General features: G+C 62.0%; 12 protein-coding genes, 2 pseudogenes and 1 riboswitch. Of the genes and pseudogenes, 6 read left to right on the forward strand and 8 right to left on the reverse strand.

The genetic code is table 11. The features are described from left to right. Positions 1–3: 3 nt before the first annotated feature. From R6254_RS11820 to R6254_RS11830, 3 genes are read left to right on the forward strand one after another with little or no spacing between them, the layout of a single operon-like run. Positions 4–510 carry a peptidylprolyl isomerase gene (locus tag R6254_RS11820; RefSeq protein WP_318407005.1) on the forward strand — a complete coding sequence of 169 codons (507 nt, stop codon included), beginning with the start codon at positions 4–6 and terminating at the stop codon, positions 508–510. 28 nt (positions 511–538) lie between these two features. After that, positions 539–1,345 carry a UDP-2,3-diacylglucosamine diphosphatase gene (locus R6254_RS11825; protein ID WP_318407006.1) on the forward strand — a complete coding sequence of 269 codons (807 nt, stop codon included), beginning with the start codon at positions 539–541 and terminating at the stop codon, positions 1,343–1,345. 9 nt (positions 1,346–1,354) lie between these two features. Beyond that, entirely contained in the window at positions 1,355–2,137 is a 783-nt protein-coding gene (locus tag R6254_RS11830; protein WP_318407007.1) for a M90 family metallopeptidase, read from the forward strand. 45 nt (positions 2,138–2,182) lie between these two features. Here the strand turns inward: R6254_RS11830 and R6254_RS11835 are convergent, their stop codons facing one another. From R6254_RS11835 to R6254_RS11870, 8 genes and pseudogenes are all read right to left on the reverse strand, one after another. Beyond that, a complete protein-coding gene (locus tag R6254_RS11835; RefSeq protein WP_318407097.1) occupies positions 2,183–2,557 on the reverse strand; it encodes a hypothetical protein in 375 nt (124 codons plus the stop codon). Between the two features lie 183 nt (positions 2,558–2,740). After that, positions 2,741–2,887: pseudogene (locus R6254_RS11840) on the reverse strand (hypothetical protein); the annotation flags it as partial. Next, positions 2,866–4,260 (reverse strand): annotated as a pseudogene (locus R6254_RS11845) (DNA methyltransferase); the annotation flags it as partial. The pseudogenes R6254_RS11845 and R6254_RS11840, both read right to left, overlap by 22 nt. A 6-nt stretch (positions 4,261–4,266) precedes the next feature. Then, positions 4,267–4,575: a CcdB family protein gene (locus tag R6254_RS11850; RefSeq protein ID WP_318407009.1), complete on the reverse strand. Its 309-nt coding sequence runs from the start codon at positions 4,573–4,575 to the stop codon at positions 4,267–4,269. 1 nt (position 4,576) lies between these two features. Next, the gene (locus R6254_RS11855; RefSeq protein ID WP_318407011.1) at positions 4,577–4,900 is read right to left on the reverse strand and encodes a type II toxin-antitoxin system CcdA family antitoxin; all 324 of its coding nucleotides are present in this window, start codon (positions 4,898–4,900) and stop codon (positions 4,577–4,579) included. 85 nt (positions 4,901–4,985) lie between these two features. Then, positions 4,986–5,633 carry a PAQR family membrane homeostasis protein TrhA gene (gene trhA, locus R6254_RS11860; RefSeq protein WP_318407012.1) on the reverse strand — a complete coding sequence of 216 codons (648 nt, stop codon included), beginning with the start codon at positions 5,631–5,633 and terminating at the stop codon, positions 4,986–4,988. Positions 5,634–5,725: 92 nt separating this feature from the next. Beyond that, positions 5,726–8,512, reverse strand: coding sequence for a DUF349 domain-containing protein (locus R6254_RS11865; protein WP_318407013.1), 2,787 nt, complete (start codon positions 8,510–8,512; stop codon positions 5,726–5,728). A gap of 143 nt (positions 8,513–8,655) precedes the next feature. Further along, a complete protein-coding gene (locus R6254_RS11870) occupies positions 8,656–12,624 on the reverse strand; it encodes a DUF748 domain-containing protein (RefSeq protein WP_318407015.1) in 3,969 nt (1,322 codons plus the stop codon). Between the two features lie 399 nt (positions 12,625–13,023). On the opposite strand from R6254_RS11870, the gene R6254_RS11875 reads away from it, so the two are divergent. The 3 genes from R6254_RS11875 to glyA all read left to right on the forward strand — a co-directional run bounded on the left by R6254_RS11875 (position 13,024) and on the right by glyA (position 15,796). After that, entirely contained in the window at positions 13,024–13,227 is a 204-nt protein-coding gene (locus tag R6254_RS11875) for a hypothetical protein (protein ID WP_318407016.1), read from the forward strand. A gap of 258 nt (positions 13,228–13,485) precedes the next feature. Then, entirely contained in the window at positions 13,486–14,322 is an 837-nt protein-coding gene (locus tag R6254_RS11880; protein ID WP_318407018.1) for a lytic transglycosylase domain-containing protein, read from the forward strand. 47 nt (positions 14,323–14,369) lie between these two features. Beyond that, positions 14,370–14,506: riboswitch (ZMP/ZTP riboswitch) on the forward strand. Positions 14,507–14,551: 45 nt separating this feature from the next. After that, complete coding sequence (glyA, locus tag R6254_RS11885) at positions 14,552–15,796, forward strand: serine hydroxymethyltransferase (protein WP_318407020.1); 1,245 nt, start codon at positions 14,552–14,554, stop codon at positions 15,794–15,796. The last annotated feature ends 77 nt before the right edge of the window (positions 15,797–15,873 follow it).

Genomic DNA, 15,873 nt, shown 5'->3' on the forward strand with positions numbered 1-15,873 from the left:
ACCATGAGCAATCCCCAAGTCGAACTCCACGTTGCCGGCCTCGGCGTCGTCACCCTGGAACTGGACCAGGCCAAGGCCCCGAAATCGGTCGCCAACTTCCTGAGCTATGTGGCCAAGGGCCACTACGACAACACCGTGTTCCACCGCGTGATCCCCGGCTTCATGATCCAGTGCGGCGGCTTTGAGCCCGGCATGAAACAAAAACCATCGGACGCACCAATTGCCAATGAAGCCGCCAACGGCCTGAAGAATGACAAATACACCGTCGCCATGGCCCGTACCAACGTGCCCGATTCGGCCACGGCACAGTTTTTCATCAACGCTTCCGACAACGGTTTCCTGAACCACACCTCGCCCACGCCTTCCGGCTGGGGTTATGCCGTGTTCGGCAAAGTGGTGTCGGGCCAGGACATCGTGGACAAGATCGAAGCCGTCAAGACCGGCAGCAAAAGCGGCCACAGCGATGTGCCGCAAACCGATGTCGTGATCGAAAAAGCGGTCGCCCTCTAAACACGGCCTCCGCCGTTCAGACCTGCCCATGACCCCGGCCGTGCCCCAGATCGCGGAGCTTGTTGCTCCACCGTCCTGGCGCACGGTCGATTTCATTTCCGACATCCATTTGCAGGCGGCCGAGGCCGCCACCTTCGAGGCCTGGACGCAGTATTTGCAAACCACGCCGGCCGACGCGATGTTTATCCTGGGCGACCTGTTTGACGTCTGGGTCGGTGACGACGCAGTCCGCGCCGAGCTGTCCGCCAGCACACCCGCGCTGAACTTCGAAGAACAATGCGCCAGCGTGTTGCAGGCTACCGGCGAACGGCTGGACCTGTTCTTCATGCATGGCAACCGCGATTTTCTGATCGGTGCGCAATTCATGGCCTTGTGCCGCAGCACCCTGCTGGCCGATCCCACGGTCTTGAGTTTTGCCGGGCAGCGCTGGCTGCTCAGCCACGGCGATGCCTTGTGCCTGGACGACCTGGACTATATGCAGTTTCGCCAGCAGGTGCGCAGCGATGCCTGGCAACAAAGCTTTCTCGCCAAACCACTGGCAGAGCGCCAGGCCATTGCGCGCGGTCTGCGCCAGCAAAGCCGACAACAACACGACAAACGCCAGCAAGCGGGCGCAGCCTATGTCGATGTGAAGCAGGCCGCCGTGTGCCAGTGGCTGCAGGCGGCGCAGGCGCCCACCTTGATTCATGGCCACACCCACCAACCCGCCACTCACGAGCTGGGGCAAGGCCTGAGGCGTGTGGTGCTCAGCGACTGGGACGCCGCCGCGCAGCCGGCGCGTACCGAGGTCTTGCGCCTGAGTGCGACCGGCCTGCAGCGCATCGCGCTGGCCTGAACCGTCGCCATGCTGGACTGGTTGCGGCGACTTTTTAAAGGCCAGGCGGCGGAACACGCCATCCCGGATGCCTTGTGGCAACACACCCTGGCGCATTACCCCTTTCTGGCCCAACTGGCCGAGGCGGAACAAGCCCATCTGCGCAGCCTGAGCAGCCGCTTTCTCGCACAAAAAGAGTTTCACGGCGCCCAGGACATGCGCATCACCGACGAAATCGCCGTCGCCATTGCCGCGCAGGCCTGCTTGCCGGTGCTGCACCTGGGCCTGGGCTGGTACGACGATTTTGTCGGCATCGTGGTGCACCCGGGCCAGATGCTGGCGCGCCGCGAAAAGACCGATGACATTGGTGTGGTGCACCGCTACAGCGAGGTGCTGGCCGGTGAAGCCATGGAGCGCGGCCCGGTGACCCTGAGTTGGCAGGATGTGGCCGCGGCCGGCGAGTCCGCCGGTCAGGGTTACAACGTGGTGATTCACGAGTTCGTCCACAAGATAGACATGCGTGACGGCGCGCCCGACGGCTGCCCGCCCCTGCCCTCGCGCGCGGCGCGCGCCGCCTGGCACGGCGTCATGCAAACCGCCTACGACGACTTTCGCGAGAAGGTGGTCATGGCCGAACGTTTTGGCGCCGAGTCGCCCTGGCTGGACGCGTATGGCGCGGAGTCGCCGGCTGAATTTCTGGCTGTGGCATGTGAGGCCTACTTCGTGAACCGCGAGCGCTTCACCCAGGACTTTGCAGCCCTGACCGCCCTGTTTGATGAATTCTTCAAGAGAAATAGGGCGCTAGCCCAATAGAAACGGTCGCTAGTAGCTATTTATTCCATAGCTACTGAAGAATCACTAGCCTGCGGCAGCGCGCTCCAGATTCAGCGCCAGCAGCCGCTTGAGAATTTCTTCGTCGGGCATGTCGGGCGTGTAGTCGGCCCAGCCGTAAGCTGTAGCCACAGCGGCATCGAGTTCCCTGTGCGCAACGTCCAGCCAGGCCGGGCGCTGGTTGTAGAACTTGGTCAGCGTGCGTTCGGCCAAGTCTTTCTCAAAGCCGTTTTTGGGCAGGATGCGGTCGGGATAGGGTGACGTGTCCATGCCCAGCGGAATCACCTCAGGCTCACGCTGCGTCCACTCCGGCGGGTTAAACCAGGCTTCGCGCAGATTGTTGAGGCGATGGGCTGTGCGAGCGATGGCCTCGGCGGCCGCGCGAATTACTCCTATTTTCATAGCTGCTTGCGCTCTCCCCACCTGGGCTGGAGCCCGATTTGACTCTGCAATGTCAGCGGGAATCAGCGCCCCGCCCGCGATGGCCTCGGTTTCCTGATGCGCCGTATCGGCGGGCGTGAGGCCTTCGGGGAAGGGGAAGGTCTCGAAGCAGGTGGTGGGCGTGTAGCGCGGATCGTTGCCCACGCCCAGCCAGGTGCACATGCGCAGCGACCAGAGTTCGTGGAAACGGCTGTGCAGAATACCGAAGGTAGTGTCGTCAGGGCGGGCAATGACGACGACTTGGGAATCAGGTAGCCGTGTTGCAGGCGCCACTGCAGCTCGCCTAACCACACCGTCACGCGCGCCAGCTCAGCCGCGTATTCGTTGAGCTCAATGCCCAGCATGTTGTGCGGGCCGGTCACCAGGTCAGCCTCGCGGTCCAGGCCCATGGCTGCGACATCTATATGGCTTTTGTGCTCAATGTCTTTCAGCGTCTTCAAGCCCAAAAACAGGAAGTTGCCACTGCCGCAAGCGGGGTCAAGTACACGGTAGTTCTGAAGTTCCTCAAGCCATTTTCTGAAAAGGCTTTCAGCTTTTTGATAAGAAGCATCGCCGGCTGAGGCCTTGTAACGACGCCCACCTGCAGCGTAGGCCCCGCGCCTTCTGCTTTTGCTCTTGCCCAAGGCAGCGCGAATATCCTGCGATGTCTTATCCCAGATCATGAGCAACGGTCTTTGCAACACTGGCTCTACGATCCGCATGATCGTTGCCGGGTCGGTGTAATGCGCGCCGAGTTGGCTGCGCTTGCTCGGGTCCAGCCCACGTTCAAACAGTGTGCCGAAGATGGAGACGTCAATGGCGCTCCAGTTCAACGAGGCGGCGTTACGCAACTCAACAACCTCAGGCGCGCTGAGTTCGGGCACGGCAATTTTTTTGAACAGGCCGCCGTTAAACCACGGTATGTCGTCATTGCCGTAGAGGCCACCATCGCGCATGACGGTGAATAGATTACGCAGGCCACCTGTGAGTTTTTCGCTGGTGAGTTTGCGGTTGTTGACCAGCCCCTCAAACATGCGCCCCGGCAGCAAGCCCACGTCTTCAGCAAAAAAGCAGAACAGACACTGGGTCAGGAAGTGGGCCACTTCGTCGGCATGCGCCTGAAAGCCGAGCGTGTCCTGCTCTTTCGTTGGGCCGCGTTTGCGCAGGCCATCGGCCAGCGTGGCAAAGCTTTTGGCGGCTTGTTCGGTGATATCGCGGCTGGTTCTTTTGGGCCTGAAGCTCCCAGGGTCCGTCCAGATGCGACGCAGCAGCGCCAGCTTGTCGGGCTGGTCCAGCTCGGCCAGCAAAACGGTGTGTGTCTCGGTCGGATGCCCGGTGAACTGGGTGTAGATGCGAATGGTGAGACGGTCGCACACCACCAGGATCGGCGGGTTGTCGAGCGCCAGGCTATAGGTCTGCAACTGCTTGAGCGCCGCGTCCAGGCTCTTGCCCGGCGCCTTGTTTTCCCATGCAAACGATCCGCGCCGGAACACATCGGCATAACCGGTGCGCCCGCCAACGATGCTGTTCTTTTCCTCGAAAAGGTAGTCCACTTCGCTGCCAGGCTTGACCACGTCCAGCAGTTCGCACAGGTCCAGAAAGTGACTCTGCGCGCCCTGCTCTTCGTTGAGGTGAAAGGCCGGGCCGCCGGGGCCCCATTTCTGGATGAAAGATTGGGGCGTCATGTTTTTTCAGTAGCCCCGCAACATGAACTCGATGGCTGCCTCGGCCATGGACTGTTCCTGCGCGCTGAGATGGCTGACGGGATGACGCAGCAATGCCGCAGGTACGGACAGCAGGTTGGGGGTGTCCATCACATAGTTATCGTCCAGAAGGCTCAACATTCCCTGTGCACGGCTGACGACCGGGAACCCGGGTTTGGCTGTCAGCAAGGGAATGCACCAGCGTGTGGCGGTGCTGACCAGATCGCTTTGCACATCAAGGTACAGAGCATGGCTGGCTTGTGGATTGGGATTGCGGTAAACGTCGAAGCGCGCCATGTCAGCCTTGCAACGCGTCTGGATGGCCCGCCAGATAGCGCTGCAATTGCTCGGCGGCCGTGCCGTCTTCTGCAATACGCTGTGCATAAGCTTCAAGCGCCACGCGGTTGTCTAGCGCCCACTGGGTGCATTGGCCGTAGCCGCCCGGTGGCAACCAGCCGTCGGCCACGGCGACGGGCCGTGATTCCGGCGCCCGGCTGGCGGGCACAGCCTTCATCGGAATGAGTTCAAACCGCTCATCGGGGTGAACGATCACGTCAAACAGGCGACCTGCAAATTTTTTACCCAGCGATATCTGGCCGCTGGCACCCACTTCCTTGAGCATGGCAACTCCTTGTAACTATTCATGCCATCATGCCGCATGAAAAATAGAGCGTCAAGCGAGTGGGTTTAAGGCAGAAACAAAAGTCTTAGCCGGCGTAGCCCCAGACCGCCACCACGTGGCAGGCGGTGCCGGCGGCCACAAACAGGTGCCAGACAAAATGTCCGTAGCGCCAGCGGCTGTCACTCACAAAAAAGATGACGCCCAAGGTGTAGGCCAGGCCACCGGCCAGCAGCCAGAACAAGCCCCAGCCCGGCACCAGTTCCCACATGGGTTTGACGGCGATGATGGCGATCCAGCCCATGGCCAGGTACAGCGCGGTCGAGGCACGGGGATAACGGATGCCGGCCACCGCCTTGAGTGTCACACCGGCCAGCGCCATGGCCCAGACCAGGCCGAACAAGGTCCAGCCCCAGGGTCCGCGCAAGACACCCAAGGTGAAGGGGGTGTAAGTGCCGGCAATCAAGAGATAAATCGCGCCGTGGTCCAGGATCTGGAACACCTTCTTCACAGGTGTAGGCGGTAAGGCGTGGTACAGCATGGACGTGGTGTAGAGCAACACCATGGTCGCGGCAAAAATACTCACGCCGACAAGGCTTGCGGTGTCGCCGCGTTGCGCGGCGGCCAGCACAAGAAAAGGTGTGGCCACCAGCGCCGCCAGCAAAGCCAGGCCGTGGCTGATGCTGTTGGCGATTTCCTCGCCCAGCGATTGGGGACGATCGGACTGGGCCCCCACGCTTGTCGCTGCGCGTACTGCGCTGCCCCCCGAGGGGGCTGGACTTGCTTGGGACGGCCCGGCGCTACGTCCGGCTGTGCCGGCCTCCACACTCATCGCTTGATCAGCGCTTTCAGCACATTCTGGAAGCGCCGGACATGGGCCGCGTCATACGGCGCGGCCAGCACTTTGGCGGCGTCCTGGCCCCAGGTTTGCGCGGGTGCCGGGTCGTTGCGTTTGGTCAGCAGAACCAGTTGCAACATGCGGCGCGCGCTCAGGTGTTCGGCAGGTGTCGGCAACTCGGCGGCAATTTCCAGGCGCAGCAGGGACTCGGCCGCGTCACCCTTGGGCGCCGCAGGCAAGGCCTGGGTCCAGGCCGTGCGTGTGGCCGGCGTGACAAGTTTGCCCAGCTCTTGCGCACTCGGCAGCAAGGCCGGGTCGCGTTTTTCCCAGGCGCTCAGCAAGTGGGTAAGCACTTCGCCGTGGGCCTGTTCGGCCAGTTTGCGCAAAGCGTGCTGGGCATGGTCGAAGGCTTCACGCTGGGCGCGGAAGGCGGCGTCACCCAGGCGCGGGCCACGTTCTTCATAAGCCGGGCGGGCACGGTCTTCACGTTCGGCGCGGTAAGGTTCGAACTTGTTGTCGGCCGGGCGGTTGCCACGTCCGTCGGGCTTGCCGCCACCCGGACGGGCATCCTTGCGATCGCCAAACTTGCCACCGCGGCCAGGGGCCACAGGGTCGGCTTTTTTCATGCCAGGACGGTCGTCGCCGCGCATGGCCACCACGGGCTTGGCGGGTTTGGCCGGTGCCGCGACGGGTGCTGGTGCGGCGGTTTCGGCATCGGCGTTTTCCGCTGGCGCTTCGGCTTCAGTCGCTTCAGGCGCGGCTTGTTCCGCTATCGTTTCAGTAGCTTCTGACGCAGGTGTATCAAGGGCTGGCGCCTGATTATCTTCTGTATCCGGTGCTGTTTCGGCAACAGCCGTTGTTTCGGCCTGGGGCGCGGCGGCTGCAGGCGGCACGTATTGGCCACGCAGGCCGGCTTCCAGGTCGGCCATGGCGGCGCGGATTTTTTGCACATCGCCGCTTGCGTTGGCGGCGTCCAGCGCCTTGGACAACTCAACCACCATGCGGTCGTGTTCACCCAATGCCGAAGCGGCTTTTTCACGATCAGCGGTTTTGCGCTGGAAAGCGTCGTCGATAGGTTTGCGGAAAGCGTCCCAGAGTTTTTGCTCTTGTTTGCGTTCGATAGGCACGCCTTGCGCCTCGTGTTGCCAGCGCTGCTGCAGATGTTTGACCGCGTCGATACGCAATTGCGGCTCGGCGCCCAGCACCTGGGCTTCTTCGATCATGGCTTTGCGGTGGGCCAGGCTTTCGGCGCGTGCGGCCTTCAGCGGAGTGTCGGCAGCATCCATCGCGGCTTTCCATTGCGGCTGGATTTCGGCAAAGGTTTTTTCGTTGAGGTGGCCGGCAGCCGTCCACTTCTCGACAAAACCGTTGAGGCTGCGGATCTGGTGTTTCCAGTCGGTGTTGCCCTTGTTGGCCTCGGCCCAGGCTTGCACTTCTTCAATCAGTTCGCGGCGCTGGGCCTTGATGACTTCAGCCTGTTCCTTGGCTTTTTCGAGCCAGGCTTCCACCACTTTGTGGGCTTCGTTGCAGGCGTCGTCAAAACGTTTCCACAGCGCGTGGTTGGGCGTGCCGCCCTGGTCGCTGGTTTTCCAGAGTTCACGCATGGCGCGCAAGGCGTCCTGCTGCTTGCGACCGCCCATGGGTTTGGCCACCAGGGCTTCGGCCTTGGCCACCAGTTCTTCACGGATCTGGTCGGCACGCCAGCGTTGCCAGCCTTCGAGTTCACCGGCGGCCGTCAACGCGGCGTGGGCCGCGGCTTCCAGCGTGTGGTCGATGTTGCGGATGTTTTCTTTGAGTGCTTGGCGCAGATCGGCGGCAACCTTGGGTGTGGCTTTGCCGTGGCCTTCGGTGACTTCATGCTCCAGCTTGGCAAGCGCCGCCTTCACGATGGCGGTAGCTTTTTCGCGCATGTCTTTCAAGACGGCGGGATCAAGTTTGGCCTTGGGCGCACGCGCCGGCTGCTCACTGGCCAGCGCAGGCAGGCCGCGGGCGGCGCGCAAGGCGTCGGCCCAGACCGGCACGGCGGGCAGCGGTGCGGATGGATCTTCCGCCGCTTTCACGGCCGTGGCCAGCGCGCCCTGGAAGGCATCCCAGACGGCGACCAGTTGGCCGCGTGACGCGTCGAGCAGGGGCGGGAACTTGGCGTCCACGCTGGCCCAGTTATTGTCCTGCGTGATTTCGTCAGCCTGGGCTTGCCAGTGCGCCACGTCGGCACGCAGGGTTTCCAGGGCGGACTCGGCATCACGCCAGGGCTTGATGGACAAGACCTCGATACGCTGGGCGATCAACACGGCGGCTTCGCGCTGCACCTGGGTGCGGTGCTGCAGGTCTTCAATGGTTTTGACACGTTCGGCCAGTTGCACCTTGAGGCCGGCCAGCGGCTCCTTGGACAAGGGGGCGCCGGCTTTGGCGGCGTCACGCTGCCAGGCCAGGGCATCGGCCAGATTCAGTTTGGGCAGGCCCAGCAAGGCGGTGGCCTTGTCGGCCCACTCGGCGGCCACGGCTTCCTGGCCTTTGATGCGTTTGACTTCGTCGAGTTTTTCTTTGAGGGGTTTGGCTGCGCCCTTGTCGCGGTTGGCCAGGTCTTTGTAGACCTCGGCCATGTGTTCGGCCGTCGGTTCGGTGGTCAACCACTGGCGGATGCGCACCGCGCGTTCGCCCGAGGTGGCCGCGGAAAACGCACCACCCGTCAAGCCGTCCAGCGGGTGGGCTTCAGCCGTTTTGGCTTGGGAGGGTGCACTCACGGGCGTGGTTTCGGATTTGGGAGATTTGGACATGGGAAAGCGCAGCATAAAAATTTAAAACCATCGGTTCGGAAAAACAGCTTCGAGCGGCAGCCGAGTGGCGGCAAGGAATGAAGCCAGAAAGGAGAAGGAAGAAGGAGCGCCAAATAAGCGCAATACGTGTATTTTCGCTGTTTTTACGGCGCAGCCAAATTAAGCTCGGCGCGCGGGGTCCATTTGGCATCCGTCGGCCCGGTTTTGGCCGCGCCCAGGAAGAGTCTATCGCTAGGCAAGTCCTTGCTGGCAAGGTAGTCTTTCACCGCCACGCCGCGCTGCACGGCCAGCTCGCGGAAGGCGTCGTCGCTGAGTTTGATGTTGGCCAGCAGCAGCTTTTCCATCTCGTCGACGGGCAGGTCTTTGGACAGTCCGACCACGTTGCGCGGCTTGGGCATGTCGGCGCGTTTGTAGACTTCCTTGAGCAGTGCCGGGTATTCGGCCGGGCTGATGGCCACCACCGCCGTGGTCGTGCCGCCTTCTTTCACCGTGCTGCGGCGTTTTTCGGCGCGCACCAGTTCATTCAGGCGTTCACGTTTGAAACCCTCGCTTTCGACCTCGGCGCTGCTGCCGCCGACCACCGTGAGTTTGAGCGCGGGCCGGTCCAGCAAAGCCTTGGCCACTTTATCGAGTCCGGCTTTGGCCTCTGTTGCGAGTTGAGCGCTGCCGGGTGCAAAACTGACACTGCTGAGTTCATCCCCGCCGCCGCCAAAGGCGCCGGCCAGCAGGCTGAAGGGTGCGGTGATGGCTTTGACAATCACATTGACAATGACCTTGATGATGATGGGCCCCAGGCTGAATTGCGGGTCGTTGAGCGAGCCGCTGATCGGCAAATTCAGGTCGATCACACCATGGCGGTCGGCCAGCAAGGCCACGGCCAGTTTGACCGGCAGGCTGGCGGTGGAACCTTCCACCTTGTCGCCAAAACTGAGCTGGTTGAGAACCAGCTTGTTGCTGGCCGTGAGCTGCCCGTCGGGCTGCACCACGTAGTTCACATCCACACTGAGCTTGCCGCGGTTGATGCCGTAACCGGAATATTTGATGGCGTAAGGCGAGAGTGGCGGCAATTCCAGGTCGCGCACCTTGCCGGTGATGTCCAGCGCCAGCGGTTTGGCCAGCGGGTTGAGCTTGCCCAGAATCTCCAGCGAGGCCGTGCCTTCGGCCCGGCCGCGCAGCTCCAGATCGGCCATATTGGGCACGCCGGCCGGGGACACCGACGAAAAGGCGCTGAGCTTGCCGGTCAGGTCGCTGAGGTCGGCCGAGTAGTTAGGTTTGATGAACCGGTCGGCAAACAAGACCTTGCCATTGATCAGGCTCATGGGGCCAAAATTGATGATGGGCGCCAGCGGGTCATTGCCGGTTTTCAGCGCCGCTTGTGCATCTTTTGTCCCTGTAGCCACCGCTGGTCGGACGTCAGTAGCTCCTGTTTTAGTAGCGTCTGCGCTTGCCGCCGGCGTTGTTTTGACCAGGTCCTGCAGATTGATGCGGCCATCGGGCATCACAATCACACGCGCAAAAAAATCGGTCAACACGGTTTCTTTCACGTCGACCCGTGTGGCTTTGGCCGGGTCCAGCGCGACATTGATGCCGCGCAGGTTCAAGGCTTTCCAGGCCAGCAGGTCTTCACTGGGCGCCAGGGTGTTGGCCCGGAACTCTTCCAGTGACACGTCGCCGGCCACCTGGGCCTGCGGCCCGGCCGGAGTCTGGCGGTAGGCAACCCGGCCCTTGAAGCTGGCGTCGGCCCGCAGCAACTCGATGTTCAGCGACTCGGCGAAATAAGGCTCGAAAGCCTGCACCGGCAGCCGCTCCAATACCAGCCGGCCCTGCGCCTGCATCGGTGTCAGGCCCAGATTGCCCTTGAAGTCCAGCTTGCCGGGCTCAAAGTGACCGGTCGCCAAGCGCAGGGAGGCGCTCAGCGGCATCGGTTTGGCCGAGGCTTTGTCGTCCAGCACCAGCCCCTGCAGTTGCGCCTTGACCGCCGTGACCTCAAACGCCACGGGTTTGGCACCGGCCTTGTCGGAAAACGACATGGCGCCGCCGTCCAGCGATACCTCGTTGATGGACACTGCCCAGGCCGGCGCTGCGGCCTGCGTGGCCGCCGACGTGGGCGGCGGCGGTGCCATGGCTGAGCTGCGACTCACCATCCAGCGTTCGTACATCCAGCGTTTGTCGGCATCGCGGTCCACGCGGGCCTTGGGCTGGGTCAGTTGCAACTTGCCGGCCTTGAAAGACTGGCCGGCCACATCAATGGCCACGTCCGCCAGATCGACCTGCTTGACCGACACCAGCGACACCTTGCCTTGCGCCAGTTGCACCTCGCGCAGGGCGATCTGCGGCGCAGTGATGTTCAGCATCTGCGCCTTGTCGCCGCTGGCGGCCTGCCAGTTCACGGCAAGCTGGGCATCGAGCTGGCCGTTCAGGGCCGGCAGCAAAAACTGACCCACGTATTTGGCCGCCATGTCCAGCGGCCAGGCGCTGGTGTTGACCGCGACCTGGGCCACCTGGTCGGTGGCCGTGCCGCTGAAACTCAGTTGCGCCGGGGTGGCGAGGGCGGGCGGCGCTGCGGCGACCACTTTCGTGTTGGCCTTGGCCTTGCCCTGCACCGCCGGCGCGGTTGACGTGACTGTAGCGACCGGGTCCAACCCCAGCGAACCCTTGAACTGCAAGGGCGAAGCGGCGGTAAAGGGCATGGCAATCGCCGAGGCGTCGAGCATGATGCCGCTCAGCTTGATCTGGGCCGGCACAGGCAGGCTTTCATCCAGCCAGTTCAAGATGCCGGCACGCACCGCCACGCTGGCGACCTGGACTTTCCAGGGCGCTGCAGCGGCGGCTGTGGCCTTGGCCATCGGCGCCGGGCTGCTGGCCGCAGGGCTGGCGGCTGGCGCTTGTGCATTATTCTGGCCTTCCGCCCTTTCCGGACGGGCGCTGGCAGCTATATTTTTAGGAGCGGCTGACGCGGCTTCGGGCAGCAGGTTCAGCCGCCCCGCCCGGTTGCGCCGGATGTGTAAGGTGGGCGCGGTGAGTTCCACCGCGGACAGTTTGACGAACTGCTCCAGAGGACGCACATCATCCATCGTGACCTGCAGGCGATCAAACGCCAGCAGATCCGGGCCGGTAGCCGACGCGGCGGCTTGAGGGCTGGCCTGCTTGTCCAGCAGGCGAACTTTGTCCGCCGTGAGGGTGCCGGTGACCTTGACCACGGTCATGGGGGTCTGTTCAAACGCCACTTTGACATCGGCCTGCAACACCGCAGCTTGCAATCGAAACGGCAGGCTGGCCGGCAAATAGCCCAAGTAGGGGCTCAAGTCAAAATCGCTGAGCTTGATGCTTGCATCGGTCTTGTGGGTCTGGGCAAACGGGGTGCCGACAACGGCCGTGTCGAAGCTGCCGCCGTTGAGTTTGAAGGCCAGGTGCGGCGAGGTTTTGACCTCGCGCTTGGAGGCCAGGTTGCTCAGGAAAGGCACGGACAGAGACAAGTCCCGCAGCTCGTGGGTCTTGTGAACCGTCTGGTCTGTGAAGTCCATCTGCCCGCCCGAAAGAACCAGGTTGTACAAGGCAAAACGCTGGGCTTGGCTAGGCGCTTCATCGGCCTTGGGCTGCAAGCGAGCCAGGATGTCGTCGATGTCGTAACGCCCGTCCCCCAGGTGCGTCAGCGACACCACGGGATCGTCCACCGCAATCGCGTCCACCACGGGCGCCAGGCGCAGCAGGGACTCCATTTCTGCATCTATATAGAGACGCTTGATTTTCAGCTGGGGAAGCAAGGGCACGGCCGGGGTCGCGGCGGTGGGATTGGCGGCCGAGCCGGCAGCTGTGGCAGCGCCGCTTTTGGCAATCGCCAGGTCGCTGAGGGTCAGCTCCAGCGACCAGGGCTTGAAGTCCACCGCCCCGACCGTGACCTGCCGCCCCAGTTTGTCAGAGGCGATTTTTTCCAGTTGCGACTTCAGGAGGGGTGGCACGGCCAGGTAGGCCAGCGCCCACAAGAGCAGCAAGGCCCCCACGGCCCAGGCGAGGCGGCGCTGCCATTTCGGCGACTTGGCCACGGAGACGGCTTTTGCCGGGAGAGTTTTCGAGAAAGTCGACCATTTGTTCTTCACATCATTGCTTGTCATAAGCGGCGAGTCTTTCGTGTCCGGCCTGAAAGGTCAATGAATTTTTGCTCACGCCAGAGGTGAGGAGGCAATAAAAAACCCCGGGCAGCTAGGCCGACCGGGGCTGACGGCGGGCGTGATGCTCATGCCGTCGGGCTTCGCAAAGAAGAGAAGATCGTCTCCAGTGCGATGGAAGCAAGTGATTGCTTCCAGTTTTACCGGGGTTGGTTACCCAGCGAATGCTTGAGGTACTCAAGCACCTGCAGGTTAACGCGCCGCCTCGCGCTTCGCAAGTCGAAATTTGTAATCAAAAATGGCTGCGCGATTGCGCTTTTCTTGGCGCCTTGTTGGCCTGTTTTTGGTTTCTTTTTGGGGCGCTTTTTTCATCTAAAGCGCTTGTCCTACAGACAAGGAAAACCCATGCGCGATACACCGGTAAGCGTCGGTTTCCAGCTTCCCGTGCTTTTTGAACCCTGCCACCAACACTTGAGTCGCCCTCAAGAATTGGTGAAACATTCAGATTTTTCCGAAAATTTTAGAAACAAGCCGGGCTTAGAGCCAAGGCTCAAAAAGTCCGGGAAACAGCCGAAACAGGAGGTTTCGGGCTTGAAACAGGTCTTTTGATACACATATATGAATATCAAAACGATTTGATATTATTGACAAGTTATTTAGACCCCCCATAGAATCCGCCCTTCCAGAGAAAACCAAGGGACAACCCGAATCCGCTGCCGAACCCGGCTAAGTCAAACGAGAGGTGAAACACCCGCAAGGCCAGGCCTTGGTTTGATGGCGACCCAATCAAAGCGTACGGCTTCAAAACCAGTGCGCGTAGAAAGGAGTGCTATGACAGCGCTAGGACAATCAATCTCCGCATCCACGATGCGGACCCTGCGAAAAAGCGTCGGCAACAGTCTTGCAAACATTGCAGACGACATTGCCCAGGGCTTTTTTGAAATTACCCACAACAGCTTTGCCTTGGTCGGCCTGGCCGTTGTGTTTGCAGTGATCACACTGACCGCCCGGCCCGACTTGCGTCAGGCCGGTGAATCCCAACTGATGAGCTGGTTGCAAGAGCGCCAGGACGCGGCGATCGGCTTTACCGAGCCGGACGCCATTGACCGCGCCACGGCCGCCAACCCCACGGACCTGCCCAAACAGCAGGCGGCGGTGGCTTTCTGGCTGAGCAAAAAATACAGCGTGGCGCCTGAGCCTTTGAGCGTGCTGGTGGCCGAGGCGTTTGAAATTGGCCAAAAAGCCAAACTCGACCCCACGCTGATCCTGGCCATCATGGCGATCGAGTCGGGCTTCAACCCCTTCGCGCAAAGCCCGGTGGGCGCCCAGGGCCTGATGCAGGTGATGACCAAGATCCATCACGACAAGTACGAAAACTTCGGCGGCAAGCTGGCCGCCTTTGACCCGGTGACCAACCTGCGTGTCGGCGTCAAGGTGCTGCAGGAATGTATCGCCCGTGCTGGCTCGGTGGAAGCCGGGCTCAAGTACTACGTGGGCGCCGCCAACCTGGAAAGCGACGGCGGTTATGCCGCCAAAGTCATGGCCGAACACGCCAGGCTGTCGGCCGTGGCCGGCGGCCGGACACCGGCCCACAGCTCGCCCATACGTCCGCCGCTGGCCATCCCGGCCTCGATGCCGCTCAAGGCCCAGACCCAGCCGGACGACAAGGCCGGTGAAAAAGTCGCCAGCCTGGCCGTGTCCTGAGGGTATGTGTTGCCCCGACACCAGGGGCAACGCCAGTCCGTTACACTACGGTAGTGCGCGACTGGCGATAGGCAAGCCCCCCGTATTCGAGGGCACTTGCTGACGTGGGATACCACTGGGAAGCGCACCGCTGGCGTCGGGTTTAAAACCACACAGCGTTCAGCCGTTCGCCTGGGCAGCCCTTGTTCCATCCACCCGATGACAGGGACCACGTCTTTACAGGACTGCCATGTACGATCGCAACATTCTGGTTGAACAAACCGACCCCGAGCTTTTTGCTGCTATCCAGGCTGAAAACGCGCGCCAGGAACAGCACATCGAGCTGATCGCCAGCGAGAACTACGCCTCACCCGCCGTGATGGCCGCGCAAGGCTCGCAGCTCACCAACAAATACGCCGAGGGTTACCCCGGCCGCCGCTACTACGGCGGTTGCGAACATGTGGACGTGGCCGAACAACTGGCCATTGACCGCATCAAACAAATCTTCGGTGCCGAAGCCGCCAACGTGCAGCCGCATTGCGGCGCCTCGGCCAACGAAGCCGTCTTCCTGGCTTTTCTGAAGCCCGGCGACACCATCATGGGCATGAGCCTGGCCGAAGGCGGCCACCTGACCCACGGCATGGCGCTGAACATGAGCGGCAAGTGGTTCAACGTCATCAGCTACGGGCTGAACGACAAGGAAGAAATCGACTACGACGCGATGGAGCGCAAGGCCCACGAGTCCAAACCCAAACTCATCATTGCCGGTGCCTCGGCCTATTCGCTCGGGATTGATTTCGCCCGCTTTGCCAAGGTGGCGAAAGACGTGGGTGCAATTTTCATGGTCGACATGGCGCATTACGCCGGCCTGATCGCCGCCGGCGTGTACCCCAACCCGGTGCCCCACGCGGACATCGTGACCTCGACCACACACAAAAGCCTGCGCGGCCCGCGCGGCGGCATCATCCTGATGAAGGCCGAGCACGAAAAAGCCATCAACAGCGCCATCTTCCCCGGCCTGCAGGGCGGCCCGCTGATGCACGTGATCGCGGCCAAGGCCGTGGCTTTCAAGGAAGCGCTGACGCCCGAGTTCAAGAGCTACCAGCAACAAGTGCTGAAAAACGCACAAATCGTGGCCGAGACGCTGACCCAGCGCGGCCTGCGCATTGTCAGCGGCCGCACCGAAAGCCATTTGATGCTGGTTGATCTGCGCGCCAAGGGCATCACTGGCAAGGAAGCCGAGGCCGTGTTGGGCAGCGCCCACATGACCATCAACAAAAACGCGATTCCCAACGACCCGGAAAAGCCCATGGTCACCAGCGGCGTGCGTATCGGCACCCCGGCCATGACCACGCGTGGCTTCAAGGACGAAGAAGCGCGCATCACGGCCAACCTGATTGCCGACGTGCTGGACAACCCGCGTGATGCGGCCAACATCGAAGCGGTGCGCGCCAAGGTCAATGCCCTGACCAGCCGCTTCCCGGTTTACCGTTAAGCCATGTACGGCGCAGGCGCTATTATTTTTATAGCTGCTTGCGCCCATCCCATCAGGGCTGGAGGCCAATTTATGCC

It is taken from the genome of Polaromonas potterensis (assembly GCF_033446725.1).
In the GTDB taxonomy this organism is placed as follows: Bacteria; Pseudomonadota; Gammaproteobacteria; order Burkholderiales; family Burkholderiaceae_C; genus Polaromonas.